Genomic DNA, 13,574 nt, shown 5'->3' with positions numbered 1-13,574 from the left:
TTATTTTTTAGAATGTAATATTAACCCCAAACGTAAACGAACGAATAGATGGGTACCTATCGCGCCAGTCGATACCGGCAGAGCGCGGGTCACTATTTGATAGCTCAGGATCTAATCCGCTATATCCGGTGATAGTAAACAGGTTATCCCCTGATATATAAACCCGCATACCCTTCACATAGGCAGTACTTCGTAAAGGAACGTTATATCCCAGTGTAAAATTGGTCAACTTCACAAAATCGCCTTTTTCCATGTAATAACTTACAATGGTCTGTTTTTGCGCTGTTGAAAGTGTGTATTGTCCGCCATAAGGTGGCTTTTCAACTGATTTCAGACGGTTATAGGCGATGGAATTATTTTCATAAAAAGCACGCGGTTCATTGAGTATGTCGAATCCGAATTGTCCGGTAAACTGCACGGATAGGTCAAAATTCTTGTAATAGAAGCTATTGTTCCATCCCAGATATACCTTAGGAAGAGAATTTCCCAAATACTGGCGATAGTTATCGTTATTGAGCATGTTATCGGTAAACTCTTCCGCTTCTCCTGTTCCCGGATTTTCAATCAACCAAAGTCCGTTTTCCGATACTCCTACCGATTTCAGGCCAAAGAATTGTCCGACGGTCTTACCCACGATCAATCGTTGGGTCGCAATTGTAATAGGTTCACCCAACCAGGCATCATCTATCTCGTTGGCCGTTTCATATAAATCATTAGAGAGACTTAACAGTTTATTTGTGGTGTAAGATCCCGTAAGTGTGGTTTTCCATTCAAAATTTCTTGTACGTACAGGCACCCCATTGATTGCTACTTCGATTCCTTTATTAACCATTTCTCCTACATTGGCCAGTGTTTGCGTATAGAGATTGGGAGGAGCGGGTACCGAGTACCACCATAACAAATCGTTGGTCTGTTTGTTATAGAGGTCGACAGATGCACCCAACCGATCATTCAACACACTTACATCGACTCCGATATTGATCTCTGCTGATTTTTCCCATTTCAGATCCGGATTGGGATTGGAAGCAACCACCAAACCCGGTTTCCACACGCCATTTTCATAATAATAAGAAGATCCCAATGCATATCTTGTCAATGATTGATATGAATCATTGGGTATTACTCCGGTAACACCATATCCGGCACGTAGTTTCAGATGATTCAACCAAGTAAGGTCCTTCATAAACTCTTCATTGCTTACTGTCCAGCCCAATGAAGCGGAAGGGAAAGTACCCCATTTGTGATTTTCACCGAATTTGGATGAACCTTCCTGGCGAACACTTAGCAACACGTTATATTTATCGGCGTAACCATAACTGATACGACCGAAGAAACCTATCAGTTTATTGTCGTTCTTATAACTTCCCATTCCGGCTTTCCCGTCTTTGAGCGCTGCTCCTACACCCAGATTATTATACTGAAAAAAGTCGTTCTGGAAATCATAGTTATTGGCATTGAATCCCTCATTTACATTATACTGGTAACTATACCCTACAAGTCCGTCTACACGATGCTGTCCAAGAAAGTTGTGGTATTTTGAAGTTACCTCCAGATTGTCTGTGCGGCTTCCTGAGAAAGAATGATACGCGTACCCTGTATGGTTTTCCATCTTTTGGCTGTAATATTCAGAGGTATAATACCCTTTATTGTGGGCATTGGATTGACGGGTAGCTAGCATCAGATTTGTCTGCCAACCGGAGATCGGCTCAAAGGTAATATTGCCGGTCATTCGGGTCCATTCAGTGTTGTATGAGCCGGTACGTTCCTTGATCATTCCTACGGGATTATAGTAATAGTTGACCTGAAAATTCTCGAAGTAAGTACCGTCATTGTTCCATATCGGTTCTGTGGGATTGTGGATAATAGCCTGGCGGTAGATATTAGAGGCATCTGCATTGCTCGCGTTCGTTGCACTGTTTTTGTGTAACCCCTTTACCACGTTTAGCTGAATCTTCAGCATATCATTGAACATCCAATGAGACAGGTCAAGATTTGCTTTTATATCTCTGCTGTAGGTATCCATGATAACTCCATCTTCATTGCGAAAGGTAAAATCGGCGGAATAGGTTGTTTTATCCGTTCCACCGCGCATGTTGATGTTGTGATTATGGGTCATAGCAGTTCGCGTGACGGCATCCAACCAATCGGTATCATACCCTTTATCTACGAAGTTAGTTTTTCCCAGCCTGATATCTTCCGGACCGTAAAAATCCAGCGTTTTACCGAACTGAGAAAGGGAGGTATAACCTGAATAATTAGCGATCGTCTCTGCTCTTCTATTACCCGATTTCGTGGTAATTAGAATTACTCCATTCGCTCCTCTGGTACCATAAATTGCCGCGGCGGAAGCATCTTTCAAAACATCGATTGATGCAATATTTTCGGGTGCGACAGTGCCTAAGTTACCCTCGATTCCGTCGATCAGCACTAAAGGGGTGGAACTACCGTGCAGCGATATCACACCGCGCAGACGAATAGTAGAAGAGTGATTCGGATCACCGGATCCTTTGGCAATGTTTAACCCTGCTACTTTACCCTTGATTAGATCTGCGGCATCCCCAATCTTCCCTACTAAAAAATCTTCCGATTTAATACTCGAAATAGCACTTGTCACATCGCCCTTTCGTTGCGTACCATATCCAATCACTACCAGTTCATCGATCAATTCCGTATCTTCGGTGAGTGAAATATTCAGATTATCCGAAGCCTGTATCTCCACCGTTTGATAACCGATATAGGATATGACCAGCAAAGCACGATAATTCTGCACTGACAATAGGAATGAGCCGTCGCTGTTTGTCACGGTACCGTTCGATGTCCCTTTTTCAATCACGTTTGCCCCGATCAGCGGCTCCCCGCTCGAAGCATCAGTTACCACGCCTCTTACGGAAACTTGCTGTTGCTCTATCTCTTCGTAAAAATAATTTGCATGAATATTTCCGGAAGAGTAAACGGTTTCAAAACTATTCAGAAAAGTTAATACTGAAACCATAAACAGGAATAATCCAATTTTCCTATTCGAGGAAAAAAGGAAATGAATCAATGTGTTCATTTTCATAGTTTTTTAATCATTTTTTCATTACTCACTTTATTGTTTAACTCACGTAATATAACAACACCACCATTATAGAAAGACCTCTCAACACATCACTTATAACAGGGTTTATCAGCCCCCTTAACACATAATTAGACTTACCTCGACAAATTAACACAAAGTGGAGGAGCCCGGATAGAAATTTTCTCCGAAAAAGTAGAAATATCCTCTATAATTGTCATTTTAACTGTTATGACGCCTGTACCTGATTGGTTTTACCCTCATTTCAGACCCGGTTATTTAGAAAAATAAGTAAATTTGCAAAGAATAAACAATCAAAAGTTAAACGGAAGGTATGCATTCGAACCACTTGAAATATTTCATGTTACTGCTGTTCGTTTTATACTGTCTGAGATCCTTTTCCATTGAGCTGAATTTCAAATATTATAAAGCAGAGGACGGTCTGTCTTCGAATACGGTGTATGCGGTTCTCCAGGACTCCAAAGGATTTATGTGGTTCGGAACCGAGAACGGATTGAATCGCTTCGACGGTTACACATTTACCGCCTACCGGAATATACCCCGAAATGAAAATTCCCTGATAAACAATTATGTATATTGTCTTATTGAAGATGGGGATCAAACACTCTGGATCGGAACTGAACGAGGAGTATGTACGTTTGACCTGGGAAAAGACGGGTTCAATCCGTTTATATTAAAAACCGAAAAAGGCATTCAGGTCTCAGGAAGAATTCAGAATCTGGTTCCCGATAACGGGAAAATATGGATTACGTCTGCAAGACAGGGGGTTTTTGTGTATGAAAATAATAAGCTATCCCTGCATTCTTTCGAGGAATTCAAAACAAATCCGGACGAACAGATCTGGGTAACATCGATCTATAAAGACAAGGATAATATAATCTGGGCTTCGGTTGATAACACGCAGCACCAGATATACAGGTTTGACCGGGAATCGCGTCAATTTATTCCCGGATTTCCGGAGATGCCTTTCAACGAACAAAAGGAGTTACGTGCTTACAGTATGCTGGAAGATACTTTCGGCACATTGTGGTTCGGAACATGGACCAATGGCCTGATCGCGGTAGATAAAAACAAAGGGATCATCACCGAAAGACATGTATATACTCCCGACAAAGAGAGAATACTGCATATCCATCAATTAACAGAATACGATCCCAGCACAATACTGATCGGATCGAATGGCGGACTTACCTCTTTTAAACTCTCTCCCATAGCCGGGAACCGACCGGAACAACACTTCCGGGAACCAAAGCTTTCCAACTGTTTTGTGTATCCTATCTATAAAGATAATGAAGGAGGACTTTGGATCGGAACCTATTATGGAGGGATCAATTATGCGTCACCCAACAGGAATTACTTCACAGGATATACCCATAGCAGGTACGAAAACTCCATTACGGGAAACGTAGTCAGCTGCTTTTGTGAAGACCCCTCCGGAAATATATGGATCGGGACGGAAGACGGCGGACTGAACGAATTGGAGGTAAAAACCGGGAAATTCCAGGCATATAGCTACAAAGACGAAACAGACGGCCTGTCATTTGATAATGTGCATGCTCTCCTGATCGATAACGATCAACTCTGGATCGGCACTTATACGGGAGGATTGAATGTAATGGATCTTCGCACTAAGAAAATCAAACATTATGTTTCCGATCATGCGGATAAAAACTCATTGGATGCGAATAACATCTATTCGCTATACCGTGATTCGCTGGAAAACATCTGGATAGGCACCACATCGGGAATAAACGTGTATAACCGGCAATCGGATAATTTCACACGGGTGCGGAATTTGAATGAAATAGTGATGGATATTCTGCAGACAGGGAAGCATATCTGGTTTGCGACGATCAACAGGGGATTACAAAAACTCAATCTCGAATCCGGTAAATGGACGGAATACACTTTCGAATACGACAACGAACATTCATTGATCAGTAACGACGTGATATCCCTATGCATCGATGAAGAACAACAACTATGGATCGGGACAAACCATGGGCTATGCCGGTATGATGCCGAAAAGGATATATTTATCGATGAAAAAGTAGAATTTCAAAGCAATTATATTTGCAAGATCTTCGCAGAAAACGGAAACCTATGGATTGCCACACTGAAAGGATTAATCTGTTACACCCCTTCCACCAGACAGTACCGGCAGTTTACCAAAAGCGACGGCCTGCTGAGCGATCTGTTTACACCGAATTCCGGCTTCAAATCCTCCTCCGGAAAAATTTACCTCGGCACACCCAATGGATTTAATACTTTCTATCCCAAACAAATACCGAAGAACATGCACATGCCTCTTATCGCAATAACAGATTTTCAATTGTTCAACAAACCGGTGAATATGGATGGTTTTGTGGCTGAAAATAAACAAAATCAATCTGTGCTTACACTGGCACACAATAAGAATTCATTCAGTTTCGGATTTACGGCGTTAAGTTTCTTTGCTCCTGAGAAAAACCGGTATATGTTTATGCTGGAAGGGTTCGACAAGAGTTGGAATGATGCCGGTAAAGAGCGGAGAGCAACCTATACCAATATTCCACCCGGAAATTACATGTTCAGAATAAAAGCATCGAATAACGATGGCGTCTGGAACGACGAAGATTATACCTTGGCGATCATCATAAAACCGCCTCTTTGGTGGAACGGATGGTCAATTACGTTCTACATTCTATTCGTTACTGCCGGCATCGTTTATCTGTTCCGTTTCCTCCGGGAGAAAGACAGGCGAAAAAACGAGGAAAAAATAGCCAAAATCAGAAGTGAACAGGAAAAAGAAACGTATCGTTCCAAAATAGAGTTTTTCACCAATGTGGCACACGAGATAAGGACGCCTCTAAGTTTGATCATTGCCCCTTTGGAACAGATAATAGAAACTTCGGACACGATGTCGGATGCAATCACAGAGAATCTGGATATCATGAGAAGCAATAGCCAACGACTCTTAACACTGGTAAACCAGTTACTCGATTTTTCAAAAATTGAAAAAGGGGGTATCCAGATCTCATTGTCCAATCAGAACATTCATCACTTACTGGCAGAGATCTATCAACGGTTTAAACCATTCATCGAACATAAACACATTCTGTTTGAATACATCTGTGATGATACGGATTTCGAGACGATGACCGATGCGGAGAACCTTACAAAAGTGGTAAGCAACCTGTTAAGCAACGCATCGAAATACACCACTGATCACATATTACTGAAACTGAATGCACATCTCTCCGCCGATTACTATGAAATATCGGTAAAAGATAACGGTGCCGGTTTGTCTGAATCGGAAACCGAGCATATATTCAAACCGTTTTATCAGGTGCCGGGACAATACAACTCCGGTACAGGCCTCGGGTTATATCTGGTAAAATCGATAGTAGATGCACTTGACGGAAAAATAGAACTAATAAATAATCCCGGTGAGAGTTTTTCCATTTCAGTCGTTCTTCCTAAAATAAACAGGCAGGAAGAATATCCTCTCCCCGGAGAATATTCTACGGAAACACAGATGAGTTCCGGTATAGAAACCGAAAGTTGCGATTCCGGCAACGTTTGTTGCGATTCGGGTAATGATGAAAAACCATCGCTGCTGATCGTGGAAGACGACAAGGATATGCAGGCGTTCATCCGGAAACAGTTCCTGAACAATTACCTCGTTTATACGGCAAACGATGGCAATGAGGGTATTGGCATCCTGGAAAATCATCCAATAGATATCATCGTTACGGATATGATGATGCCGAATATGGATGGCATCGCATTTTGCAGAACCGTCAAACAGAATTTTTTATGGAGCCATATTCCGGTGATTATGCTGACAGCAAAAACAAATGTCGGATCAAAGATCGAAGCCTTTGAGACAGGCGCCGATGCGTATCTAGACAAGCCTTTCCATATTTCCTACTTGTCCGCACGTATCCGGAACCTGCTGGAATCACGCAGATTACTGTTCCAAAAATTCTCCCAGACACCGTATGCTTCCCTGAAAAGTATCGCAGGAAACAAAACAGATGAAGATTTTCTGGTAAAATTGAACGAGATCATTGAAAAGAATATTGAAAATTCCGACTTTTCTATTGATGATCTGGCAAAAGAAATAGGCATCAGCAACTCGGGATTGTTTGCAAAGATAAAACAGATATCGGGAGTAACGCCCAACAGGCTTATCCTGTCCATGCGGCTGAAGAAAGCGGCTGAACTGTTAAGCGAAAGAAGATACAGGGTAAATGAAGTGTGTTACAGGGTAGGCTTCAACAACCCGTCTTATTTTGCAAAATGTTTCCAGAAACAATTCGGAAAACTCCCGAAAGACTTTACCGAGACTTGAAAATAATATCAGCCGCCAATCACTGCATTCAATCCGTTTTTCGTGAAAGCAGAGAGAATTTGTGCCAGCCTTTCTTGTGACGGTTCCGCCATACCGTTTTCGCTGTACGTTTTTCCCAGTTTCTCATATTTTTTCGAAGCGATATTGTGATATGGCAACAACCCTACAACGGTCGGTTTTCGTTTCAATCCGTTCAGAAAAGCGATTGTCTCCATTATATTTTCATTATCGGTATTTACTCCTTCCACCAAAGGAATACGGATATGATATTCCTTGTCGTTATCGGAAATCAACCTGAGATTTTTCAGGATAAGTGTATTATCTGCTCCCACCCACGTTCGATGGGTCTTTGCATTCATCACTTTCAAATCATAGAGAAAGAGATCTGTGTAAGGCAGGATATCTTCCACCACCGCCGATCTCACACTACCCGAGGTATCGACTGCCCGATGGATCCCTTCCCGTCCGCACCTGATCAGCAGGCTTTTCAATGCTGCGGGGTACATCAACGGTTCACCGCCTGAGAAAGTAACCCCACCACCCGAAGCATCCATCATATGGGTCTCTTTCAGCACGGCTGCCATCACTTCCTCCTCGGAATAGTTCCGCCCGCTCATCTCGATGGCTTTGGTGGGACACACTTCGGCACACTTTCCGCAGAGAATGCATTTTTCGAAATCGGTAATCACTCCGTCTGTTTCAGTCAACGTAAGTGCCTTTTCGGGGCATACCGCCACACACGATCCACATCCGATACATTTGCTTTTATTATACAGTTTCTCGGTCTTAAAAGAAATACTTTCGGGATTATGACACCATCGGCACGAAAGCGGACAGCCTTTGAAAAAGACCGTAACCCGCACCCCGGGGCCGTCGTTGATCGAATACCGTTTTATGTCAAAGAGGAAAGGCATCGACTTTCGTTTTAGAACGATTCGTTTTCAGTACGTTCGATAATCTCCTGTTTCAGGTTTTCGTGCATGTCGTTGAAATAATCACTGTAACCCGCCATCCTCACCAGCAGATCCTTGTATTCCTCGGGATTGTCGCGGGCCGCGATCAACGTAGCTGTATCCACAATATTGAATTGCACGTGGTGTCCTCCCTGTGCAAAATAGCTTCGGATAAGGTTTCCCAATTTCGCTACGTCTTCGTCTCGCCGGAGAAGGCTGGGTAGGAAACGTAAATTCAACAACGTACCCCCCGATTTCACCTGATCCAGTTTACTGAGGGAACGAATCACCGCAGAAGGGCCGTGCGTATCGCATCCGTGTGAGGGTGATGTACCATCGGAAATGGCTTTTCCTGCCAGACGCCCGTTAGGCATGGCGCCCATCACGTTTCCAAAATAGTTATGGCAGGTGGTGGACAACATGTTCAGATGGTATTTACCACCCGGCTTCCCGTTTGGCCGGTTATCGATCAGGTCGAACAGATCGTCATACACCTTCACTGCAATGTTGTCGGCATAATCATCGTCGTTCCCGAAGAAAGGAGTGTGGTTGATGATCCGCTGGCGCAACACCTCTTCTCCTTCGAAGTTGACGGAAATCGCGTACAGCAACTGATCTATTCTGATATCTTTCACCTCAAAGACATGTTTTTTGAGGGAAGAGAGGGAATCGGTTACTGTTCCCAGCCCCGTACATTGAATATAGGTTGTATTGTATCGCGGGCCACCGTTATAATAATCACGTCCTTTTTTGATGCAGTCATCAATCAGCACCGACAGGAAGGTAGCAGGGAAATAGCGGGCATACATCCGGTCGATGTAGTGGTTGACTTTTATTTTCAGGTCGATAATATATTTCAATTGGGCATGAAAGGCTTGATATAACTCATCATAGGATGTAAAATTACGCGGATCACCGGTCTCGATACCTACCTTTTTTCCGGTCACGGGATCAACGCCGTTGAAGAGTGTAATTTCCAGTATCTTGGGAACATTTAAATAGCCGGTCAGCAGATAAGCCTCTTTTCCGAACGCACCCACCTCAATACATCCGCTGCATCCTCCCTCCCGGGCATCTCTCAAAGATTTTCCGGAGCGCAACATTTCCTGAATATAAACATCGGGATTGAATACAGACGGATAGCCATGCCCCTGACGGATCACTTTAATGGCGGCATGCAGAAAACGGTTCGGAGTTACGGATGCAATATGCACCGAATTGCCCGGTTGCAGGATATGTAACTCCTCTATCACTTCGAGCATCAGATAGGAAACATCGTTCACACCATCTGAGCCATCCGGTTTCACGCCTCCGATATTAATATTGGTAAAGTCGTTATAGGTGCCGCTTTCATTGGCTGTGATCCCCACTTTTGGCGGTGCCGGCTGGTTGTTCACCTTGATCCAGAAGCAGCAGAGCAGCTCCTTTGCCTCCTCGCGCGTCAACGTCCCGTTTTCAAGGTCGTTTTGATAGAACGGCGCCAGGTGCTGGTCGAAATGGCCGGGGTTAAAGGCATCCCAGCCGTTCAGCTCCGTAATCACCCCCAGATGAATAAACCAATACATCTGGATCGCTTCCCAAAAGTTACGCGGGGCATGGGCGGGCACCCTCCGGCATACTTCGGCGATACGGTTCAATTCTTCTACCCGTGCCGGATCCTTTTCATGGCGGGCCATCTCTTCGGCTTTTTCGGCATGACGCTCGGCCAGTCGAATAATGGCATCGCAGGATATGGCCATGGCATGTAACTGGTCTTCTTTGTCAAGTGCTTCGGGATCATTGCAATAATCGAGTTTTGCTATTTCTTCCTCTATCTCCCTTTTGAAATCGAGCATCCCTTTCCGGTAGATCTTACCATCCATACAGGTATGTCCGGGTGCTCGCTGTTCCATGAATTCGGTGAACAGACCGGCTTCGTAAGCCGCTTTCCACTCACCGGGGACATGGTTGAAAATACGGTCACGCTGTGAGCGACCTTTCCAATAAGGGATTACCTCACGCCGGTAAATATCGATATCCTCCTCACTGATCACATAACGTTGCTGTTCACGTGTATTCAACACATGCAGATCTTCCACAGAATGGCAGGTCAGTTCGGGAAATGTATATACCGCCTTGGGTTTCTCTCCCCGTTCACCTACGATCAGCTCATTCGTTCCGATGTAAATGCTCTTTTTTTCGCAGATCTCCAAAAAATTCAACGCACGCATCACAGGAGTAGCATATTTTCCGTTGTTCTCTTTATAGAACGCGGTTTCTATCAGTGCCCGCTCGATGGAAAGGGATGCCGGGGTTGAGACGCTCTCTTCCCGCAGAGTACGTATCCGGTCGTTCATTCCCGGTTTCGGAGTACTGCCTGTATAGAAATTGCCCTCCTGATATGCTTTTCGTTCAGGGACATTATTTTTTATTTTAAGCTCTTCAAACATATTCGTAAATTTTAAGGGTAAATAGATAGATAAGCGGAAAATTACCCGGAAGGATCCGAGTAAATAAAAAACGAACAGAAAGAGAGCACATCAACACATCCAGCAGGAGAACAAGCGCTTCCCGTTGTTATGGTATAGGGATATTATGTGTTGACTACAGTACATGTTATATTGATTTGTAGATTTACTTATTTGATGATTATAATTACTAATTACCAATTACCAATTACTAATTACCAATTATTCACATCATTACATTGGCATATTAGCACATCATATTTATATCATCACATTTACACATCATCTAATCATTACATCAACCAAGCCAGGCTTTTTCGCGTTCCGACTCTACTTCTTCAATTGTCTTGGCGAGTGGTTTTCCGAGTACCCGGTTACCCGTTTCAGTGATTAGGATATCCTCTTCGTTGCGGATTCCTCCAAAGTCACGATATTTATTGACCTCATTGAAGTTTATAAAATCGCCGTTTATTTTATTGCTTTCCCAGTGATCGATCAATTCCGGAATGAAATAGATTCCAGGTTCAATGGTCAACACGAAACCCGGTTGCAATTCACGTCCCAGGCGTAATGATTTCAGTCCGAATTGTGTACTTTTTGGTACACCTGCGTAACCGACAATCTGTTCGCCGAGATTTTCCATATCGTGTACATCCAGTCCCATCAGGTGTCCGGTGCCACACGGGAAGAAAAGCGCATGTGCTCCATTGGCGACAGCCTCTTTGGTATCCCCTTTGGTCAATCCTAACGCTTTCAGTCCATCGAAGAGTACTTCCCCCACATGAAGATGCACATCCCTGAAATTGACACCCGGTTTAGCCAGTTCAATCGCTTTATGATGTGCGTCGAGTGTGATACGATAAATATCTTTCTGCTGCTCAGTAAATTTCCGGGATACCGGAAAGGTGCTGCTCATATCACCGGCATATCCTAACGGAGTCTCATATCCTGCATCCAGGAGAAACAGGTCTCCCTCCTTTAGGGTGTTTCCGTGATAATGATTATGCAAGAACTGTCCGTTGATAGTGCCGATGATTGGGAAGGAAAGATTTCCTCCCGCTGCGATGGCCACTTCATGCACCCTGGCTGTTACCTGCGCTTCAGTCATCCCCGCACGGGCATAATGCATGGCGGCTAAATGCATATCGGACGTCACATCGACTGCCCTTTCAATTTCCTCTATCTCTTCTTGCGATTTGATATTACGTTGCCCGGCCACCGCAACGATAAACTCCCTGCTCGCTTTAGCTGTGGCTTCCGCCACCGAATATCCAAGAAAGTCGTTGAGTTTGAGAAAATGTTCAGCCCTGTAAGGCGGCAGGTACTTGACCGACTGCTTGTCGAGACCCGAGATTTTCTTCCGGAATGCCGACAAATCGCCTGTATGGTGTATACCCGCCTTTCCAGCCAACTCACTGATCTTAGGCTGGGAGCCTGTCCAGACAATTGAATCGACCGTAGGATCATCCCCAAAGACATACTCCTTATCCCCATCGATATCAATCAAAGCGATCAAATCGGGTTTACTGATTCCGAAGTAATAGAGGAATGTACTATCTTGACGGTAGTAATAGGTATTATCAGCATAATTGATACCGCATTCATCATTCCCGAGAAAAAGCAGTTTCCCTGTTTGAAACTGTTTCTTCAACTTCTCTCTCCTTTCGATATAGATCCTTTCCTCAAACATCATACGTTATTAGTTTATCGGTATAGTTCTGAATATATTACTCCCAACAGATAATCACTGATTTTTCAACAAGGTACGTGCTCTCTCAATTATTGTATCTTTATTCTTTTCCTTGTCTTCTCCTTCCATATTCACATATATATCGGGTTCTACACCGAATTCGATATGTTCTCTTTCTGCATTGAACATAGGGGAAGCCGAAAAACGAACTGACCAGCCATTGGGCAGTTCGGAAGTAAACGGCAATCCACTACCGCCCCCTGTCTTATCGCCCATTACAGTTACATTGGGAGCGTACTTCATGATGCTGACAAACTCGTTGGTAGCACTGTAACATCCCCTGTTGGTAAGCACAACTACCGGTTTCTGATAACGTACCCTGTCGGAACTTTCTACATATTTAGGATATAGGGTGGAGAAATCGTTATGTCCAGGACCGATTTTGTGGGAAATATAACCAATAAGGCGGCGTTCATTAAAAAATCGGCTGGTAATCTTTTCGACATTGGTGAGACTTCCCCCGCCGTTACTCCTCACATCAATGATAAGTCCCCTACAAATAGCCATCCTGTTTAATACCTGGTCTAGGTTTCCATGTCCTATATCATTGGAAAAACTACCGTAATAGAGATAACCGATATTGTCTTCCAATATTTTATATCTCATTCCGGAAGCAATGCCGTAATCATTTCCCAGGTAATGTTTTTGTACTGATACATCAAAATTGGATGGATAATCTTCCTGCCATTCCCAATAACGGGTTACGTCGTGTGCTGCGGTTAAATTCACATGCCCGTCCTTCAATTCCGCAAGCATCTGCCCCATCAATTTAAAGAGGGCATCATTGTCCATATCGGAAGTTATACGTGCACTGTACTCCTTATATACACTATCCCAATCAATATCCTTATATTCAAAAAAACAGTAATTTCTATCCAGAATAGTCCATAATGCATCGAAATTACCCCTCGGGTGATTATCGAATTGCATCCCTATATCACTACAACCCAACCAAAAGATAAGTTGTAATAACAAAAGTGTAGTATACCTTCTCCTCTTCTTCATATGTTTG

Annotated in this window: 6 protein-coding genes; 1 reads left to right on the top strand and 5 read right to left on the bottom strand. The window is 43.6% G+C overall.

Annotated features, from left to right (window positions below):
* Positions 1–7 precede the first annotated feature (7 nt).
* Positions 8–3,052 carry a SusC/RagA family TonB-linked outer membrane protein gene (locus PSM36_RS05790; protein ID WP_232001523.1) on the bottom strand — a complete coding sequence of 1,015 codons (3,045 nt, stop codon included), beginning with the start codon at positions 3,050–3,052 and terminating at the stop codon, positions 8–10.
* A gap of 364 nt (positions 3,053–3,416) precedes the next feature.
* Here PSM36_RS05790 and PSM36_RS05785 point away from each other — a divergent pair, with 364 nt between their 5' ends.
* On the top strand, positions 3,417–7,412 hold the full coding sequence (locus PSM36_RS05785; RefSeq protein WP_154671078.1) for a hybrid sensor histidine kinase/response regulator transcription factor: 3,996 nt from the start codon (positions 3,417–3,419) through the stop codon (positions 7,410–7,412).
* A gap of 8 nt (positions 7,413–7,420) precedes the next feature.
* On the opposite strand, the gene PSM36_RS05780 is transcribed toward PSM36_RS05785, so the two are convergent.
* From PSM36_RS05780 to PSM36_RS05765, 4 genes are all read right to left on the bottom strand, one after another.
* A complete protein-coding gene (locus tag PSM36_RS05780; RefSeq protein ID WP_076929643.1) occupies positions 7,421–8,326 on the bottom strand; it encodes a glycyl-radical enzyme activating protein in 906 nt (301 codons plus the stop codon).
* 11 nt (positions 8,327–8,337) lie between these two features.
* Positions 8,338–10,701, bottom strand: a complete 2,364-nt coding sequence (gene hypD, locus PSM36_RS05775) for a trans-4-hydroxy-L-proline dehydratase (RefSeq protein WP_076932090.1) — start codon at positions 10,699–10,701, stop codon at positions 8,338–8,340.
* A 409-nt stretch (positions 10,702–11,110) separates the two neighbouring features.
* Entirely contained in the window at positions 11,111–12,502 is a 1,392-nt protein-coding gene (locus PSM36_RS05770) for an aminopeptidase P family protein (RefSeq protein ID WP_076932088.1), read from the bottom strand.
* 54 nt (positions 12,503–12,556) lie between these two features.
* A complete protein-coding gene (locus PSM36_RS05765) occupies positions 12,557–13,567 on the bottom strand; it encodes a S41 family peptidase (RefSeq protein ID WP_076929641.1) in 1,011 nt (336 codons plus the stop codon).
* Between the last annotated feature and the right edge of the window lie 7 nt (positions 13,568–13,574).

This window comes from Proteiniphilum saccharofermentans (assembly GCF_900095135.1).
Classification (GTDB): Bacteria; Bacteroidota; Bacteroidia; order Bacteroidales; family Dysgonomonadaceae; genus Proteiniphilum; species Proteiniphilum saccharofermentans.
The sequence above is the reverse complement of the archived record's forward strand: the minus strand, read 5'-3'. Positions and strand labels throughout refer to the sequence as shown.

What these genes read in the sequence shown, in the direction of transcription:
- PSM36_RS05785 (WP_154671078.1), top strand. Translation starts at nt 3,417, where the DNA reads ATGTTACTGCTGTTCGTTTTATACTGTCTGAGATCCTTTTCCATTGAG.
- PSM36_RS05790 (WP_232001523.1), bottom strand. Translation starts at nt 3,052, where the DNA reads ATGAACACATTGATTCATTTCCTTTTTTCCTCGAATAGGAAAATTGGA.
- PSM36_RS05770 (WP_076932088.1), bottom strand. Translation starts at nt 12,502, where the DNA reads ATGTTTGAGGAAAGGATCTATATCGAAAGGAGAGAGAAGTTGAAGAAA.
- PSM36_RS05780 (WP_076929643.1), bottom strand. Translation starts at nt 8,326, where the DNA reads ATGCCTTTCCTCTTTGACATAAAACGGTATTCGATCAACGACGGCCCC.
- PSM36_RS05765 (WP_076929641.1), bottom strand. Translation starts at nt 13,567, where the DNA reads ATGAAGAAGAGGAGAAGGTATACTACACTTTTGTTATTACAACTTATC.
- hypD (WP_076932090.1), bottom strand. Translation starts at nt 10,701, where the DNA reads ATGAACGACCGGATACGTACTCTGCGGGAAGAGAGCGTCTCAACCCCG.